Annotated in this window: 18 protein-coding genes, 1 pseudogene and 1 riboswitch; of the genes and pseudogenes, 7 read left to right on the top strand and 12 right to left on the bottom strand. The window is 56.0% G+C overall.

Annotation, left to right across the window (positions count from 1 at the left end):
- Positions 1 to 144: 144 nt before the first annotated feature.
- From FHN83_RS22415 to FHN83_RS22390, 6 genes are all read right to left on the bottom strand, one after another.
- Positions 145 to 777: an urea amidolyase associated protein UAAP2 gene (locus FHN83_RS22415; RefSeq protein ID WP_139564974.1), complete on the bottom strand. Its 633-nt coding sequence runs from the start codon at positions 775 to 777 to the stop codon at positions 145 to 147.
- Positions 778 to 788: 11 nt separating this feature from the next.
- Positions 789 to 1,499 carry an urea amidolyase associated protein UAAP1 gene (locus FHN83_RS22410; RefSeq protein ID WP_139564973.1) on the bottom strand — a complete coding sequence of 237 codons (711 nt, stop codon included), beginning with the start codon at positions 1,497 to 1,499 and terminating at the stop codon, positions 789 to 791.
- 4 nt (positions 1,500 to 1,503) lie between these two features.
- Positions 1,504 to 2,280 carry an ABC transporter ATP-binding protein gene (locus FHN83_RS22405; RefSeq protein WP_139564972.1) on the bottom strand — a complete coding sequence of 259 codons (777 nt, stop codon included), beginning with the start codon at positions 2,278 to 2,280 and terminating at the stop codon, positions 1,504 to 1,506.
- Positions 2,277 to 3,092: an ABC transporter permease gene (locus FHN83_RS22400; protein WP_139564971.1), complete on the bottom strand. Its 816-nt coding sequence runs from the start codon at positions 3,090 to 3,092 to the stop codon at positions 2,277 to 2,279. Before FHN83_RS22400 ends, FHN83_RS22405 begins: the two co-directional genes overlap by 4 nt.
- A gap of 17 nt (positions 3,093 to 3,109) precedes the next feature.
- The gene (locus FHN83_RS22395; RefSeq protein ID WP_039029231.1) at positions 3,110 to 4,168 is read right to left on the bottom strand and encodes a putative urea ABC transporter substrate-binding protein; all 1,059 of its coding nucleotides are present in this window, start codon (positions 4,166 to 4,168) and stop codon (positions 3,110 to 3,112) included.
- A 56-nt stretch (positions 4,169 to 4,224) separates the two neighbouring features.
- Positions 4,225 to 4,323: riboswitch (guanidine-I (ykkC/yxkD leader) on the bottom strand.
- A gap of 193 nt (positions 4,324 to 4,516) precedes the next feature.
- Entirely contained in the window at positions 4,517 to 5,107 is a 591-nt protein-coding gene (locus tag FHN83_RS22390; protein ID WP_039029230.1) for a DUF4142 domain-containing protein, read from the bottom strand.
- Positions 5,108 to 5,471: 364 nt separating this feature from the next.
- On the opposite strand from FHN83_RS22390, the gene FHN83_RS22385 reads away from it, so the two are divergent.
- From FHN83_RS22385 to FHN83_RS22375, 3 genes are all read left to right on the top strand, one after another.
- Positions 5,472 to 7,661 carry a TonB-dependent siderophore receptor gene (locus FHN83_RS22385; RefSeq protein ID WP_138368880.1) on the top strand — a complete coding sequence of 730 codons (2,190 nt, stop codon included), beginning with the start codon at positions 5,472 to 5,474 and terminating at the stop codon, positions 7,659 to 7,661.
- 114 nt (positions 7,662 to 7,775) lie between these two features.
- The gene (locus tag FHN83_RS22380; RefSeq protein ID WP_139564970.1) at positions 7,776 to 8,564 is read left to right on the top strand and encodes a phosphotransferase family protein; all 789 of its coding nucleotides are present in this window, start codon (positions 7,776 to 7,778) and stop codon (positions 8,562 to 8,564) included.
- A 97-nt stretch (positions 8,565 to 8,661) separates the two neighbouring features.
- Positions 8,662 to 8,901, top strand: a complete 240-nt coding sequence (locus FHN83_RS22375; RefSeq protein WP_039029227.1) for a DinI family protein — start codon at positions 8,662 to 8,664, stop codon at positions 8,899 to 8,901.
- Between the two features lie 85 nt (positions 8,902 to 8,986).
- On the opposite strand, the gene FHN83_RS22370 is transcribed toward FHN83_RS22375, so the two are convergent.
- The 3 genes and pseudogenes from FHN83_RS22370 to FHN83_RS22360 all read right to left on the bottom strand — a co-directional run bounded on the left by FHN83_RS22370 (position 8,987) and on the right by FHN83_RS22360 (position 10,877).
- The gene (locus tag FHN83_RS22370) at positions 8,987 to 9,316 is read right to left on the bottom strand and encodes a type II toxin-antitoxin system RelE/ParE family toxin (protein ID WP_039029226.1); all 330 of its coding nucleotides are present in this window, start codon (positions 9,314 to 9,316) and stop codon (positions 8,987 to 8,989) included.
- Positions 9,285 to 9,521, bottom strand: coding sequence for a ParD-like family protein (locus tag FHN83_RS22365; protein ID WP_039029299.1), 237 nt, complete (start codon positions 9,519 to 9,521; stop codon positions 9,285 to 9,287). The genes FHN83_RS22370 and FHN83_RS22365 overlap by 32 nt, the downstream gene beginning before the upstream one ends.
- Positions 9,522 to 9,992: 471 nt before the next feature.
- A pseudogene (locus tag FHN83_RS22360) lies at positions 9,993 to 10,877 on the bottom strand (LysR family transcriptional regulator).
- 112 nt (positions 10,878 to 10,989) lie between these two features.
- Here FHN83_RS22360 and FHN83_RS22355 point away from each other — a divergent pair.
- Both FHN83_RS22355 and FHN83_RS22350 read left to right on the top strand, forming a co-directional pair.
- On the top strand, positions 10,990 to 12,123 hold the full coding sequence (locus tag FHN83_RS22355; RefSeq protein ID WP_139564969.1) for an alpha/beta hydrolase: 1,134 nt from the start codon (positions 10,990 to 10,992) through the stop codon (positions 12,121 to 12,123).
- 48 nt (positions 12,124 to 12,171) lie between these two features.
- Positions 12,172 to 13,359 carry an MFS transporter gene (locus tag FHN83_RS22350; protein WP_139564968.1) on the top strand — a complete coding sequence of 396 codons (1,188 nt, stop codon included), beginning with the start codon at positions 12,172 to 12,174 and terminating at the stop codon, positions 13,357 to 13,359.
- A gap of 35 nt (positions 13,360 to 13,394) precedes the next feature.
- Here FHN83_RS22350 and FHN83_RS22345 read toward each other — a convergent pair whose 3' ends face one another.
- On the bottom strand, positions 13,395 to 14,492 hold the full coding sequence (locus tag FHN83_RS22345) for an NADH:flavin oxidoreductase (protein ID WP_139564967.1): 1,098 nt from the start codon (positions 14,490 to 14,492) through the stop codon (positions 13,395 to 13,397).
- Positions 14,493 to 14,654: 162 nt separating this feature from the next.
- Between FHN83_RS22345 and FHN83_RS22340 the strand changes: the two genes are divergently transcribed.
- The gene (locus FHN83_RS22340; protein ID WP_139564966.1) at positions 14,655 to 15,566 is read left to right on the top strand and encodes a LysR family transcriptional regulator; all 912 of its coding nucleotides are present in this window, start codon (positions 14,655 to 14,657) and stop codon (positions 15,564 to 15,566) included.
- A gap of 124 nt (positions 15,567 to 15,690) precedes the next feature.
- Here FHN83_RS22340 and FHN83_RS22335 read toward each other — a convergent pair whose 3' ends face one another.
- Entirely contained in the window at positions 15,691 to 16,194 is a 504-nt protein-coding gene (locus FHN83_RS22335) for a DUF1543 domain-containing protein (protein ID WP_039029221.1), read from the bottom strand.
- A 79-nt stretch (positions 16,195 to 16,273) separates the two neighbouring features.
- Entirely contained in the window at positions 16,274 to 16,495 is a 222-nt protein-coding gene (locus FHN83_RS22330) for a hypothetical protein (RefSeq protein ID WP_039029220.1), read from the bottom strand.
- Positions 16,496 to 16,609: 114 nt separating this feature from the next.
- On the opposite strand from FHN83_RS22330, the gene FHN83_RS22325 reads away from it, so the two are divergent.
- Positions 16,610 to 17,233, top strand: a complete 624-nt coding sequence (locus FHN83_RS22325) for a glutathione S-transferase family protein (RefSeq protein ID WP_039029219.1) — start codon at positions 16,610 to 16,612, stop codon at positions 17,231 to 17,233.
- The last annotated feature ends 9 nt before the right edge of the window (positions 17,234 to 17,242 follow it).

Here is a 17,242-nt window from a genome sequence, read left to right as displayed (position 1 = left end):
CTCAATCGTGGCGGGTCGTCCCGCCGGAAACTGGCTCACCGCATGGTCGTCCACGGGGAAAAAAGGTTTACGGCAGGATCCGTCCGGCACGGACTTCAAACAGGCGGTAGAGCATCTGGCGCAGGCGCTGCCAGCGTGTCGGCGTCAGTTCCATACCAGCACCTCCGCAGGGGTCGGGTTCCAGCCGTTGCAGGGGTTGTTCAGCTGCGGACAGTTGGAGATCAGCACGATGATATTGCACTCTGCGCGCAGCTCGACGTATTTGCCCGACGCGGAGATGCCGTCGGCAAAGGTCAGGCCGCCCTCGGGCGTGACCGGCACGTTCATAAAGAAGTTGATGTTGGCCCCAATGTCGCGTTTTTGCAGGCGGCCATCGTGCAGGCAGGCGCAGAGGAAGTTATCCCGGCAGCTGTGCATGTGGCGTTTGTCGAGGGCGTAACGCACGGTGTTGCTCTCCTGGGCGCAGGCGCCGCCGAGGGTGTCGTGCCGTCCGCAGGTATCCGCCACAATAGTCAGCAGCGGGTTGCCGAGGCTGGAGTAAAGCACGCTGCCGCTGGTGAGATACGCATTGTTCTGGCGACGCAGGGTGCGCTGGGCGTCGTAGCGCTCCCGGGGGTTGTCGGCGTTGTAAAACAGGGTGTCTACCGCCTGGTTGCCTTCCAGATCCAGCAGACGCAGGGTCTGGCCTTTTTTCACTTCGAACAGGTAGGGCTCTCCCGCCGGGATCACATGGCGGAAGCTGGCGTCCTGGGCACGTTTTTCGCTGGCTACGGTCATTGTGTGGCTCCTTACAGGGCGAAAAGTTGGGTGTTGGTGATGGCGCGTTCGTTTTCCGGGCGCGTCAGCAGGGCGTTGATCGCCGCCTGTTCGTCCGCCTGTCGCCAGCTCAGCTGCACCGGGCGCGGGGCGTACTCTCTGGAGGGGTCCATCGGGTGTTGCAGCGCGGTCATCACCACCAGGGTGTCCATCGGGGCGAACAGCTCCACGTAGCTGCCCGGCTGTGAGTAGCCGCTGTGGAAACTGAACTGGCCCTGCTCATCCACCGTGACCTTGCTGAAGAAGTTGACCACCATCAGCAGATCTTCAAGGTTGAGATCCCACTTGCCCATCTCCACCAGCAGGTTGTCGGTGCCGTTACGAAAGAAGCCGTTGCGCAGCTCCTGATAGCGCCCCTGCCCGTATTTCTCCGTGGCTTCCGTCGCATTGAGCACCCCGCCAAAGGGGTCGTGCCAGCCGCAGGTGTCGGCGGTGATGCCCGCCAGCACGCGGCCCATATCGGAGTAGAAGCAGTGCCCGGCGGTGAGGCGCGCGGTGTGCTGGCCTTTCAGGGTGTCCGGCAGGTTCAGGCGCTCGCTCTTCTCATGGGCGTTGAGCATCATCAGGCTGACGTTGGCTCCGCCTTCGATATCGGTAATTCGCAGAGCCTGTCCGCGCTTGAGCACAAAGGAGAGATGGCCGCCGCCAGGCAGGATCTCGTCGCGTAATGTCGTCGTGTTCACAGGTTTATCCTCTTAATGCATAAACGTTGTCGGAAACCTTCCCGCTCATCGCCGAGAGCCTGGTCTCGTTGAGCGGAATGTCGTAGGTGATGCGCGCCCCGTAAGCGTTAGGGGCCTGGGGATCGAGGCGCACTTTGTCGAACACCAGCAGGCGGGTGCCGAGGTTGAAGCCTTCGGAGAGATCGTGGGTGACCATAAAGACCGTCATGCGGGTTTCGCCCCACAGTTGCAGCAGCAGCGCATGCATGTCCTTGCGGATCCCCGGATCGAGTGCGCCAAACGGCTCGTCCAGCAGCAGCACGCGCGGCTGCATGATGAAGGCCTGGGCAATGGCCAGACGCTGCTGCATCCCGCCCGAGAGCTGGGCCGGGTATTTACCCAGGGCATGGCCGAGGCCGACCTTTGCCAGCATCTCTGCCGCCTGCTCCCGGGCGGCGCGTTTTTTGGCGCCAAAAAGACGACCCAGGAGCGGGGATTGCGGCAGTTCGAGGCCGATGGCCACGTTATCCAGCACGCTGAGGTGCGGAAAAACGGAGTAGCGCTGGAACACCACGCCCCGGCGGCTGTCCGGCTCGGCAACCAGCGGTTTGCCGTCAAGGGTGATCACGCCCCGGCTGGGACGCTCCTGACCGAGCAGCAGCCGCAGGAAGGTCGATTTGCCGCAGCCGGACGCGCCGACCATCGAGCAGAACTCGCCCTCTTTAATCTGCAGGTTCAGGCGCTCCAGCACCACGTGGTCGCCGTACTCCTGCCAGATATTGTCGATGGTGATAAAACTCATGCTTTGCCTCCTTCAGCCCACGGGAAACAGCGCCTGTGCAGCTGGCGCAGGGCCAGATCCATCAGCCAGGCCAGCAGCGTGATCCACAGGACATACGGGATGATGACGTCCATCGCCATATAGCGGCGCACGAGGAAAATGCGGTAGCCGAGCCCGGCGGTGGAAGAGATGGCCTCCGCCGAGATGAGGAATAACCACGCTGATCCCAGCAGCAGGCGCAGCGAGGTGAGCAGGCGCGACAGCAGTTGCGGCAGAACCACCCGCAGCACCAGCGTCCAGCTGTTGGCGCCCAGCGTCTGGGCCTTAATCAGGATCTCCTGCGGGATTTCGCAGGCGCGATGCTCCAGATCCCGGGCCAGCATCGGCGTGATGCCAATGACAATCAGCATCACCTTCGACAGCTCATCCAGCCCGAAGACGATAAACAGCACCGGCAGGATCGCCAGGGGCGGGATCATCGACAGCACCGTCATCAGCGGCGAAAGCGACGCGCGCCACATCGGAAACACCCCGGAGGTGATGCCGATGCACAGGCCAATCAGTGAGGCGATCGCCAGCCCCACCAGCAGCCGGGCGAGGCTCACCAGGGTGTCGACCCAGAACAGATACTCGCCGCTGCGTTTGTCCGGGGTGAACGCCATCCGGGAGAGGGCATCCAGCATCTGTTGCAGGCCGGGCAGCAGCTTGTCATGCGGGTTGGCGTCCAGCCGCACCGCCGAGCCAAAGAAGTATGCGGCCAGCAGGAGGACAAACGGCAGCATTACCAGCATCAGCCGCATACCTGAGGTGGGATGGCGATTTATCTGTCGCATGGAGACTCCGTCACTCATCACAGCTGGCCCGCAGCGGCCATTTTCACGAAGCTGTCGTCAAAGCGCAGCTTCACGTTGCCGGCATCACCCTGAGTAACCTTGCCCGGGAAGCTCATGCCGATGAAATCGGCGCTCTGCGCCCCCTCGCCCAGCAGCCCTTTATCAAATGAGAACGCCGCCACGCGCTGCATGGTTTTTGCCAGCTCCGCTGACGTGACAAACGCCAGGTTGTCCTGCGGGGTGTAGAACAGATGAGTGGTTTTCAGCTGAGCCTGATAGCCCGCCAGATCGGTGCCGGACGCTGCCGCCATCGCGTTCAGGGCGCTGGCGTCCTGGGCTTTCATCAGGCCCATCATTTCGTACCAGGCCCCGGTAAGGGCTTTGCCGAGCGCCGGGTTGTCCTTCAGGGTTTCGCTGTTGACCACCATCATGTCGATGAGCTCGCCCGGCACCTGCGAGGAGCTGAACACTTCGGTGGTTTTCGGCGTGGCTTTAATCACCGACAGCTGCGGGTTCCAGGCCACGGCGGCCTTAACGCTGTCGGTGCCGAAAGCGGAGACGATATCCGCGTCGGAGGTGTTCACCACGGTGACGTCTTTCTCCGCCAGTCCGGCCTTCTCCAGCCCGCGCACCAGCAGATAGTGAGAAACCGAGAGCTCCGGCAGGTAGATCTTCATCCCTTTCAGGTCGGTGAGGGTTTTGCCCTCGCCTTTCATCACCACGCCGTCGTTGCCTTCGGAGTAACTGCCGAGGATCAGCGCCGTGGTGTCCACCCCGCCCGCCGCCGGAATGGTCAGCGCATCCATGTTGGTCATGGTGCAGCCGTCAAACTGGCCTGCGGTGTACTGGTTGATCGATTCGATGTAGTCGTTGAGCTGCACGACGTTGATTTTGATGCCGTATTTGTCGGCCCATTTATCGATGATTTTACTGGTGCTGATAGTGCCCCAGGGCATCCACCCGGCGTAGATGGTCCAGCAGACGTTGAACTCTTTTTTGACGGCGGCAAAGGTGGGGAGACTGACCAGCATCGCCAGAGACAGTACAAGTGAGCGGAGTAATGGCGTTTTCTTCATGCTTGACCTCTGAGTGGCACAAAATTAGGGGGCAGCGCGACACCGTGGGTGCTGCTGTCTCCCGGGCTTTTGTCCCGCCGTGTAACCTCTCAGAGGTCGCCAGCTCTTGGACCAGTCGTCCACCTGCGTGGACCGGAACCCTAGCCAGCTATTTTCAGATTGTGTGGTGCACTGCCCTTTCAGGTTTAGCTTTGCAAGGGGTGTGCCAAAAATTTTTATGAGGTTTGTCAGTATATTGGGATTTTTCAGCGGTGGGTTTTCACCGTTTTGGTGAGGGGGAACGAGGATGGTGCACTGTAGTGGTGCCCTGAAGGGCGCTGGCTTTCCAGCGCCCGCCGGACAACCGGCTTACTTGTTCTCTTTCTTGTCTGAATTCATCGTCATCTGCTCGGCTGACTTGAGGTGCTGCTCAACCACCGGGGTATGCGCGTCGGCCAGCGCCATCACGTCCGCATCCTTAATGTTTTTAGCATCACTTTTCAGCTTAGACAGCACCATCTCGTGATCTTTAGTGCCGGCGTTTTCCATATACATCTTGTCAAATTCGGCACCGCTCGCTTTTTCCAGCTTATCGGCCATCGCCTTATGTTTGGCATCCGGTTCGGTCGGCAGCGTTACGCCTTTTTTCTCGGCAACCGCCTGAACTTTGGTCAGTGCGCTACCATGGTCATCAACCATCTTCTGGGCGAAGGCTTTGACGTCGCTGCTCTCGGCCTTGCTCAGGGCGAGCTTCCCGGCGGCGACTTCATTGATATTGGCCTGCGCCATATCTTTTAACGCTTTTTCATCGCTGGCGCTGAGTTTCTCGCCGGAGGCGCTTGGTTTTGCGGCGCTGGACTGCGCGGCGCTCGTCGTCTGCGCCTGTACGCCGACGGTGCAGAACAGTGCGGCTACTGCCGATGCGGCCAGCAGCGTTTTAAAGGTGTTAGGCTTTTGCATAGTGTTCTCCTGCCAGTAAGGGATGAGGTTTTATCCGGTCGTTAACCGCGCTTCGTCTCCTGTATAAGCGATCAGTGCAGTTGTCAGTATAGGGGGCAGACACCTGAATCATGATTCTTTGGGAGTTTTTACCCATCGCGGTTTTATTCAGCACGGCGCGTTTTATTTGTGACCGCAGTGATGAGTCCCCACTAAAAACCACATTAATATCATGCCTTTATAGAAACATTTTTTAACACAACCTGTTTACATTGTAATGATTATTCATATCATCTTGATAATCACTATCACCTCTGAAGGTGATGTTCTTGCGTTACGGGGCGTCAGGCCACCGGCACTTTAAAAAATCAGGATGATCACAATAATGAAATCGCACAGTTATCGCGCGCTAAGCTCTTGTTTATTTATGACATTAGCCGCTAATGCCTCTGCTGAAGTACAAAAAGATGACACGCTGGTGGTCGCCGCCAGCCGTACGAATCACAGCATCACCGACATGGCACAAACCACCTGGGTCATTGAACAGGCTGAAATTGAACAGCAGGTTCAGGGTGGGAAAGAGATCAAAGAGGTGCTGGCGCAGCTGATCCCCGGCATGGATGTCAGCAGCCAGGGACGCACTAACTACGGCATGAATATGCGTGGTCGTTCGATGATGGTGATGGTCGACGGCGTGCGTTTGAACTCCTCGCGCAGCGACAGCCGCCAGCTGGATTCTATCGATCCTTTTAATATCTCCCGCATTGAAGTTATCTCGGGGGCAACTTCCCTTTACGGCGGCGGCAGTACCGGCGGCTTAATCAATATCGTCACCAAAAAAGGCCAGCCGGAGACGGAAGTCGAGTTCCAGACCGGCATGAAAACCGGCTTCAACAGCCATAACGATAATGATGAGAACGTAGCTGCGGCTGTCAGCGGTGGTAACGACAACGCCTCCGGTCGTCTGTCAGTGGCGTATCAGCGCTTTGGCGGCTGGTATGACGGCAACGGCGACGAGGTGATCATCGATAACACCCAGACCGGCCTGCAATACTCCGACCGTCTGGACGTGATGGGCACCGGCACGCTGAATATTGACGATCACCAGCAGCTGCAACTCACCACCCAGTATTACAAAAGTCAATCCGACGGCAAGCACGGCCTCTATCTGGGCGAGAACTTCTCAGCGGTGACGGGCGATGGCAACGCGTACAACAAAAATAATCTCGACTCCGATCGTATTCCGGGCACCGAACGCCACCTGATCAACCTGCAATATTCCAACACCGACTTCTGGGGCCAGGATCTGCTCGCGCAGATTTACTATCGCGATGAAAGCCTGACCTACTATCCCTTCCCTACGCTTTCCGGCGGCCGGGTCACCAGCATTGGGGCGTCACAGCAAAAAACCGATTTCTACGGCGGCAAGCTCACCCTTAACAGCAAACCGCTGGATAATCTGACCCTGACATGGGGTATGGATGCGGAGCATGAAACTTTCGACGCCAACCAGCAATTCTTCGACCTCAACAAGGCGGCTGCCAGCGGCGGAATGAAGCTGGACAACGCCTATAACGTCGGCCGCTATCCGGGCTACAGCATCACCAACCTCGCGCCATTCCTGCAAAGCAGCTACGACTTCTCCGCCATCACCCTGAGCGGCGGCGTGCGCTATCAGTACACCGAAAACAAGGTGGATGACTTTGTTGGCTACGCGCAACAGCAGGCGATTGCCACGGGCAGAGCCACCTCCGCAGACGCGGTTCCGGGCGGGAAAACTGACTACAACAACGTGCTGTTTAACGCCGGCATTCTGGGGCATCTGACCGAACGCCAGCAGCTGTGGTTTAACTTCTCCCAGGGCTTTGAGATCCCGGATCTGGCGAAATACTACGGTTCCGGCACCTACCAGTTGGTAAACGGCCATTATCGTCTGGTCAACAGCGTTAATGTGAACGACTCAAAACTCGACGGGATTAAAGTTGATGCATACGAACTGGGCTGGCGCTACACCGGGGATAATCTGCGCACGCAGATCGCCGGGTACTATTCCCTTTCCGACAAGACCATCAACATCAATAAAAGCGACATGACTATCAACGTCGAAGATGACGAACGTCGTATCTACGGCGTTGAAGGCCAGATCGATTATTTCTTCACCGACAGCGAGTGGAGCACCGGTACAAACTTCAACGTCATCAAATCGGAAACCCGCGTCGATGGGAAATGGGAGAAGCTGACGGTCGACAGCGCCAGCCCGTCCAAAATGAGCGCATGGGTTACCTGGGCGCCGGGCGACTGGACGTTGCGTCTGCAAAGTACCCAGACGTTCGATCTCTCTGATGAAGCCGGCAAGAAGATTGAGGGCTACAACACCGCTGACTTCATCGGCAGTTACCTGCTGCCGGTGGGCAAGCTGAGCTTCAGCGTAGAAAACCTGCTGGATGAAGACTACACCACCGCATGGGGCCAGCGCGCACCGGGTCTGTACAGCCCAACCTACGGTGCTGAGAACCTCTATACCTACAAAGGCCGCGGCCGCACCTTCGGCCTGAACTACTCGGTTCTGTTCTGACAGTGAATGCCGCCCGCTAAGCGGGCGGCAGTTTAACCGCCATAGCGCAATTCCCCGTTTGCATTACACTCATAAACCAGACCAACACACCTGCGAATTTTGAAGAGATAATGCATGTCTGCCAGCGATTTATCCCAGATGGGCATCGCCAGCGTGGCGAAAAAGGTCAATGACGACGGCCATACCGTTATTGAGAAGTGCCCGGTTGGCGACGTGGAATACGCTTTTTATCACTCCGCCGCGACGGAGCTTAATCAGGCAGGCATCGCGACGCCAACGCTCTGGTCCTCTGATGCCAACCTGCGCAAGTTAACCCTGGAGTATATTCCTCACCCGGTTGAACAGTCGTCTGTCGCAAGTGATAACGCTATCCGTATGCTGGGACGTCTGCATCGTTACCCGGTAAATAGTGCCTGGCGCTACCACACTCACCAGTGGTCAGCATCAGCGCTGCAAAAATCGCTCCTGCTCCTGGCCATAGCTGAAAAAAGCGCGCAGCAGCTACGGCGATTTCAGCAGTGCAGCGATGTGCTGTTTAGCGGCCAGGGACTGGTTTCGGGTGACAGCAACGCTGGCAACTGGGGAAGAAGAGAGAACGGTGAATGGGTTCTTTTTGACTGGGAGAGATTCGGACAAGGGAGCCCTGGTATCGACCTCGCCCCTCTTATAAAGGGGATGGGAACGAAGCAAACCTTTATCGATCTCGCTGAACGCTACTGCCAGCTGTCCGGTCAGCATAATGTCCATGACCTGGCGCGGGAAATAGCCATTGCCAAAGCGTGGATTGTCACCGAGGTGATTGTGTTGTTGGATGCGCGGCAAAAGCGTGCATTTCCCCTTTATCTCAACTGGTATCAGGAACATCTTCCCGACTGGTTAAACGACACCGTAAAAATGCTTTGAAGATGCGGGCGCTGACAGAGGCTGCCGATTGCCTTGACAGATTTTATTGCTGCGGTGAAAATGCTGTACATTAAAACAGTATTTATAGGGATCTGTTATGTTCGTTGAACTGGTTTACGACAAAAGAAACGTTGCGGGACTCGCAGGTGCCCGGGAAATCATCCTCGAAGAATTAACTAAGCGCGTGCACCGCATCTTTCCGGAAGCCGAAGTGAAGGTTAAGCCGATGCAGGCAAACGGCCTGAACAGCGATGCCAGTAAAAGCGATCGGGAAAAGCTGAACCGCATGCTGGAAGAGATGTTTGAAGAAGCGGATATGTGGCTGGTTTCGGAATGATGCCAAAATGATAAACGGTTCCCTCATTGGTGAGGGAATCATGGGGTAACTAACTGTTTTACCGCTCTGAATGTGCTCGCTGATCTTAACCAAGTAGTTTCAGGTCGGCTTTGCGGTGCCGCTTTTGCTCATCATAGTAATTCTCATGAGTGCCCAAACTCAGGAGGTAGATCACCAGCTTATGTTCAAGCCAGGTATAACCGAGCAGGTATTGCTGTTTCCCCATGTAAAACTTATGCACCCACAGATAACTGAGATCCCCCTTCTTCTTTTCGCCTATTTCCGGGTTTTCAATGATGTGTTCAATCTCTACATCAACGCTATCCTGCTCCTCTTTGGTCAGGCGTTTAAAGACTTTTTCAAAGCGACTTGACTGGTAGACCTCAATTTCCCGATCTGTCTTTTCTGCGCACATATTTCTTCATTCTCCCGTTATCCATTTCTGATTTCGCCAGCAGAATTTCGCTAATAAAGGAAAACGGCAGATCTGGATTATCCTCAGCAATACGCCCAATCTTAGCCCAGTGCTCAATCTGCTTGGGTACACTACGGCTCATCGCTTCTGCGTGAATTTTCACTTCTTCAACGAAATCATCATCCAGTCGAATGCTTGTTGCCATTTTAAACCTCATCATTTAGTCACCCGCGCCAGTAAGGTATTGGGATGGTTTCAATCGTTACGCCAGTTTGACGCATTACGATTAAAATTATGCGACAAATTGTCGCGTAATGCAATTTAGTGACGCGAGGAAATAGAGTGCTGCCTGGTTATTGGGTTGTATCCACTCCCCCTCTTTCTTTAAAAAAAGCAAAGGGGCCAATGAGCCCCTGAATGATTACACCCGCACTCAATGCGCAGTGATATAGGGTTCTTTCACAAACTCCGCCAGCAATCAGGCACACAGGAGGTGAACTTTTCTCCCACGATGAGTTGGGCTATCAGGTGCCGCAACGCATTGACTTTACGACCCTGAAACTGGGAAGAAAAGCGTTAACCCTGATTTACACAGGGTTACTTTGTGGTTTGCGAGGCGTCTTCCAGAAAGGGCTTGCCGGGGGCGCTGCGCTTGCCCGGCCTACAAAATTCACCCTCAAATTTTCAGCGTATCGATTACCGCTCTTAAGGCTGGTGACACGTTGCGATGGGGATAATAGAGGAACAACCCGTCCATACGCAGGCTGTAGCGCTGCAACACCCGGATCAGGGTCCCGCGCTGTAAATCATTCTCCACCAGCTCTACCGGAACGTAAGCCAGCCCCAGACCCAGGCGGGCGGCCTCGGCCTCCATATAGCTGTCGGAGAGCGCCCACTGCCCCTCGGGGCGATGCCTGATGCTTTTCTCGTCCTGAATCAGTTCCCAATGATAAAGGCTGCCGTCAGCAAACTGATAGGCAATGCAGGGATGGGCGGCTTAATCTGCGGGCGTCTGGGGGAATCCGTAGCGGCGAAGATGGTCGGGCGTGCCCACCACCGCCATCTCCATGTCAGGAGTGATACGAGTGGCGACCATGCCGGGCCCGACCTCCGGTCCCAGCCGGACACCGGCATCGAATCGCTCGGCGATGATGTCAACGAAACGGCTCTCATTCATCAGTTCCAGCCGGATATCCGGGTAGCGCTGTTTGAATACCGCCAGCTTCGGCAACAGACATTTATCGATGGCATGCTGGCTGGCATTGATGCGTACCCTGCCGGAGGGGGTCTCGCGATAGTGCGCCAGGGTGGCAAGCCCGCTGTCCAGCGCGTCAAAAGCGGATTCCGTCGCCTGATAGAGCTGCTCCCCTGCCTGCGTCAGCGACAGCCTGCGCGTGGTACGCACCAGCAGCTGCACGCCGAGCCGCTCTTCCAGCTCGCGTACGGAACGGCTGATCCCGGACTGGGCCAGACCAAGCCGTTGGGCTGCAGCGGTAAAGCTCCCCTCCCGCACCACCTGCATAAACAGGTACAGCTCGTTGTAATTTTCCCGTTTGGCCATCACGCCCTCAATTCAGAACAATTTGGTATGAATCCTAGCAGTTTTCACCCTCTAATCAGCACTATTTCTGCTAACTATACTGGCCTCACCCCAACACAGCCCGGTACCTCTTATGAAAACGTTCACACAAAAACTGACGGCGGCCCTGCCTGCAATGCTGCTATGTGCATCTTTAAGTGGAGTAACGACGATGAGTTATGCAGAAACAACCAATCCGAACGCTCCTGTGTCGATGGTGACGACATGGGACAAGACCTTTGCCGAAAGCAAGAAGGTGGATCACCGCAAGGTGACATTCCAGACCCGCTACGGCATCACCCTGGTGGGCGATCTCTATCTGCCGAAAGACCGGGGCAACCGCAAGCTGGCCGCGATTGCCGTGAGCGGACCGTTTGGCGCGGTGAAGGAGCAGTCCAGCGGCCTGTATGCGCAGACCCTGGCGGAGAAAGGCTTTGTGACCCTGGCCTTCGACCCCTCATACACCGGGGAAAGTGGCGGCCAGCCGCGCAATGTCGCCTCCCCGGATATCAACACCGAAGACTTCAGCGCGGCAGTGGATTTCCTGGGATTACAGAAAGAGGTGGATCGCAACCGGATCGGCATTATTGGCATCTGCGGCTGGGGCGGAATGGCGCTGAACGCGGCGTCCATGGACACCCGCGTGAAGGCGGTCGCCACCAGCGTGATGTATGACATGAGCCGGGCGATGGGCCACGGCGTGGGTGATGGCAAAGACCGTTACTCTGCTGCCGATCGCCATGCCGTATTGCAGTACCTGAACGAACAGCGCTGGAAGGACGCCGAGAGCGGCACCTTTGCCCATGCCGGGCATGATATTTATGTCGAGAACGGCAAAGCGAGCGCGGCTGACCGTATTTTGCCAGAGGCGTTACCTGCCGATCCGCACCCGGTCCTGAAAGAGTTCTTCGATTACTACCGGATGCCGCGCGGCTTCCACGAACGTTCAGTGAACTCTACCGGCGCCTGGACCGCGACCATGCCGCTGTCGTTCATGAATATGCCGCTGCTGAGCTACGCCAGCGAAATCGCTATTCCGACGCTTATCGTTACCGGTGAAAAAGCCCACTCACGCTACTTCGCTGAAGACGCCTATAAGGCCGTCGGCAGCAAACAGAAAGCGCTGGTGATTGTCCCGGGTGCCAACCACGTCGACTTATACGACAACGCTGCCGGTAAGATCCCGTTCGGTCAGTTTGAGCAGTTCTTCAAAACCAGTCTGAAATAACCCTCTGCGCCACCTGTGTCTTACAGGTGGCCTTTATGAAATCTGAATATGTCACCACTGAGCCAAACCACACATCATAAAACTCCGCACGCATACTGGGGCGGTATTTTTGCCATGACCCTGTGCGTGTTCGTGCTGATCGCCTCGGAATTTATGCCGGTCAGCCTGCTTACGCCCATCGCCGGAGATCTCGGCGTCACCGAGGGGATGGCGGGCCAGGGCATTGCCATCTCCGGCGCGCTGGCGGTTCTGACCAGCCTGAGCCTCCCGCAACTTGCCGGGAGCATAAACCGTAAAATGCTCCTGTTGGGCATGACGATCCTGATGGCGTTGTCGGGGCTCATTATCGCCCTCGCCTCCAGCTATCTGGTCTATATGGCCGGGCGAGCGCTGATTGGCATTGCCATCGGCGGCTTCTGGTCGCTCTCTGCGGCAACGGCCATGCGTCTGGTGCCGCCGCATCAGGTTTCCCGCGCGCTGGCGATTTTTAACGGCGGTAACGCCCTGGCGACGGTGGTTGCCGCCCCGCTCGGCAGCTATCTCGGGGCTACCATTGGCTGGCGCGGCGCCTTCCTGTGTCTGGTTCCCGTTGCGGTTGTGGCCTTCATCTGGCAATGCTTCAGCCTGCCGAAGATGGAGAATAATCAGCCGTCACGCGGTACGGTACTGCGCCTGTTCCGTCAGCCGGTGGTTTCCGTGGGCCTGTTCGCCTGCGGCCTGTTCTTTATGGGGCAGTTTGCATTATTCACCTACGTGCGCCCGTTCCTGGAGACCGTCACCCACGTCAGCGCCTCCGGTTTATCGCTGATCCTGCTCACCATCGGCATCGCCGGTTTTGTGGGCACGCTGATTATCGCCACTTTTCTGAACGCGCGCTTTTATCAGACCTTAATGGCAATCCCGCTCTTGATGGCCGCCATCGCCGGAATGCTGGTCCTGACCGGACACAGCCTCTGGATCGTGGCCCTGCTATTGGGGCTCTGGGGACTGCTGGCGACAGCGGCACCTACGGGATGGTGGTCGTGGATCGCCCGTACTCTGCCCGACGATGCAGAAGCAGGCGGTGGGCTGATGGTGGCGGTGATCCAGTTGTCGATTGCCCTGGGTTCCACGGCGGGCGGCATGGTTTTTGATCATATTGGCTGGCAGAGCACCTTTGCGATGAGCAGCATTTTACTGCTGAGCGCGGTTGTGCTGACGTTCTGGACTTCGCGAAAGAGCGCTGTGGTGTGTTAGTGAAAAGCCCCGAAAAATGATTCGGGGCTGAAGCATCAGAGAGAAAGTTCGCAATCTTTAATAGTGGCGATGGGTCCGAGGATCGCGGTATCAAATTCGCGTACCGTGCCGCCCGCAGCAACACGTTCAGGCCAGTCATGATTTGCCAGTGCGCCACGGCCAAGCGCAATGAAATCGGCCCCCTTCTCGATCACCCCTGTCGCCCGCGCCTCATCATGGAGGCTGCCATTAGCCATAAGCGTTAGCTGTGGAGCATATTTCCGCGCCAGCTCAATCAATGAGAGCGGGTTATCAGGAAATGCGGGTTGCCAGGCTTCGTATTCCGTCAGGTGCAGGTAATCGATACCCGATTGAGCAAGCAGCGAAAATACCACACGGGCATCGTCCTCGCCGTTGGCCCATTTATGGAAAAAGTCATTTACTTTCCCCTGCGAGATACGGATCCCTACCGGAATATCATGACCTACCCGCTGTCTGACAGACTGAATAACGTCAAGGCTGAGTTGAAGGCGGCCAGCGATATCCCCGCCCCAGCGATCGGTCCGCTGATTGGTATAATCCGTGAAGAACTGATCGAGAAGATAACCATTGGCACCATGGATCTCCACCCCATCAAAGCCTGCTTCGAAAACGGCGTGCGCAGCCGCATCGGCAAAGCTTTCAATAATGTCCTCTATTTCGTCTTCAGCGAGTTCACGTGGCACAGGGTATTCCCCTTCACCCCGATAAAACGTCATCTGCTTGCCAGCCGGACGAACGGCGCTGGGTGCCACAGTACCCTCCCTGAAATAGTTTCCCTGGGAGAGTGCCCCAGCGTGCTGGATTTGTGCAAAAATTCGCCCGTTCTGCTGGTGGACTGCGTCGGTAACGTTGCGCCAGCCTGCCATCTGTTCCGGGCTGGTTAACCCTGCCTGAAAGGCGTAGGTCTGGGACCATTTTTGATCAATATAAATCCCTTCTGATATCACCAGGCCGAAACCACCGCGGGCAAAACTCTCGTAGTAAACCTTCATACGATCGCTGGCGATCCCGTCTTCTGAGGCGGTGACCCGGGTCATGGGTGCGACGACCAGACGGTTTTTTAAATCAATCCCGCCAATTCTGCCCGGCGTAAAAAGAGGTATTGTATTCATGATGTGCTCCTGACAAATTAAAACGTGAACACACTATAATCACTGTTTATTCAGGCTTAAACGGGGCAAAATGATAAGGCTGTATAACGATTATGGTTATAATCGAGTGATTTTTGTTAGCCTGTTAATGACATTTTCGACGATGCAAATACCGGAGTGATTATGAATTTGCAGGACGTTGCCCTCTTTCTGGTTATAACCGAAACGCACAGTCTGACCCAGGCGGCGAAACGACAGGGTATTTCAGCTATGGCCGTTTCAAGACGCCTCGCCTCGCTTGAAAGCGAGCTGGGAACGCGTCTTTTACAAAGGACGACCCGGTCTGTTTCATTAACGCAGGAGGGTATGGAATTTCTGCCTTATGCCCGGGCGCTTATTGAGGCAGAGTCAGGAGCCCGGGCGCTGTTTTCGCCTTCAACTCAAGGCGCGACCGGATTATTGAGGGTAACCGCCCCTTCGGGATTTGGGCGACGTCATATTTTGCCTCTGATATCAGAACTGTTATCAGAAAATCCAACGTTACGTATCGACCTGCAATTTACCGAAGATGTGGTTGATATTGTAGGGAAAGGGTTCGATGTCGCCATACGTATCGCCCCCTTGAAGGACTCCACGCTCATCGCCCGCAAAATTGCTGACAATCCGCGAATAGTCTGCGCCTCACCCGAGTATCTGAAGACGATTGGTATGCCGCATCGTGTTGATGATTTACTGAAGCATCATTGCCTCAGGCTCAGCAGCGTTCCTCAATGGATGTTCGAACGTGATGGCGAACTCCTCAGGGTCGGTGTTGATGGACGCTTCAGCTCCGATAACGTCGAAGGGGTAAGAGAGTTGTGTACCCAGGGTCTGGGCATTGCGCAGCTGACCCGCTGGGATGTCATGAAAGAGATCCGCAACGGGACGCTTGTTGAGATTAATTTCGTTGATGCCAATCCTCAGGCGTTGTCAGTCTGGGCGGTGCTGCCAACAACACGTTACCTTCCCCTTCGGGTCAGCACGTTTATTGAAAAATTGAGGTCATCGCTGGTGCCTGGCAGCCAGGCTGAATTTGTCCTGCCGGGGCGATCATAGTTAATCCGGCGATGGCCCGCGCGCAAGGAGTGTGTTTTGCAGGCTCAGGCTGAGTAGCGGGCAACAGTAGCATAATGTCTTCAAAACAGGACGCCGCCTGAAATGTGCGGCTGTCCCTGAGGTCTTACACCCCTATCGGTTGATAGCCCTGCCATTCTGGACGGTCGCGGACACCTGTCTCGCAGGGCGTCAGATGAATAAACAGATCTCCGATCTTCTCAAGCAACAGGCAATCATCAACCTCTTTCAGGTTGTCTTTATGCTGCTGATCGACGCCACAGAGCAGCGTTTTCATCGCCTTTTTCTTCGCACCCTGCGCATTTTCGGCGACAAAGAGATCGAATTCATGCAGCTCGGCAAGGGTATCCGGCCTGTAACCACCCGCGTTGACGAAAAACAGTTTCTGCGCAGACGGCGATGGCTCAGGGGAAAGCGAGACGGAATAGCCATCGGCCCAGGTGATGCGGCTGTAACCATCGATATGAATTTTATCGCTATCCCCAAACCAGGCTTCACGTAGCGCAGGCCAGGCATCTTTCGGTTGGTTGGCGGCGACAAACTGAATGTCATGCACTTCAATATTCGATTTACCGGCGTTGCCACCGATATAAAACATATACAGATTCATTGATACCCTCTAAGCATGTTAATCGTTATATATTTGACTATATAACGATTATGGATGCAACTCACATGTCGGGCGTCATTCAGCCAGCTTTGTACGCCTGCCACTCGCCCCACACATTCTCTGGATCAATATCGCGGTAGCCGCGCTCTCTGATCATCTCCTCGGCAGCCTCGTCCGGCAGACGAATGGCCGTGGCGCCATCGCGGATGGATTCAACGTCCTGCCGGGTTAATTCCCGCCCCATCTCCTGTTCTTTATCAATCAGGACTACGATTAATGCGGGCACAAAAACAATCTTCATTCTTATAATCCCCTAATATGTTTGCATGCCACAGTATCATTGACAGTCATAGTTCCAAAGTCGTTAACACTCATCCGGACGGGGCTCCGCACTCAACCCAAAGGCGTAAAAACAATGCTCAGAATTCTTGGCAAAACCACCTCCATCAACGTGCGCAAAGTGCTCTGGACCTGCGAAGAAGCGGGCCTGGACTATCAGCAGGAGGATTACGGCAGCGGCTTTGCCTCTACGGAAACCGAGGCATTTCGCAAATTGAACCCGAACGCCATGGTGCCGGTGATAATCGATAATGATTTCGTGCTGTGGGAATCCAACGCCATCTGCCGCTATCTGGCGCGCAAGGCCGGGCGCGACGACCTGCTTCCTGTAGAACCGCAGGCCTGTGCCAACGTCGAACGCTGGATGGACTGGCAGGCTTCGGAATTCAACAACGCCTGGCGCTATGTCTTCCCGGCGCTGGGGCGCAAAAACCCGGACTATAACGATCCGGCCCGTATTGCGGCGGGGATCAAGGAGTGGAACCACTGCGTTATGATCCTTGAACGGCAGCTGCAAAAAACCGGCTGTTGGGTGGCAGGCGAAACCTTTACTCTGGCGGACGTAGTGCTGGGGCTGTCGGTGAACCGCTGGAAGATGACGCCTTTTGAGCATCCGGACGTGCCCGCGATTGAGGCCTGGTTTGAACGTTTAAACCAGCGCCCGGCGTTTTTACGCCACGGCAATAATGGCATGCTGTGAGCTGAAAGC

It is taken from the genome of Leclercia adecarboxylata (assembly GCF_006171285.1).
Classification (GTDB): Bacteria; Pseudomonadota; Gammaproteobacteria; order Enterobacterales; family Enterobacteriaceae; genus Enterobacter; species Enterobacter barmai.
This window is presented reverse-complemented; position numbering and strand designations above follow the sequence as displayed.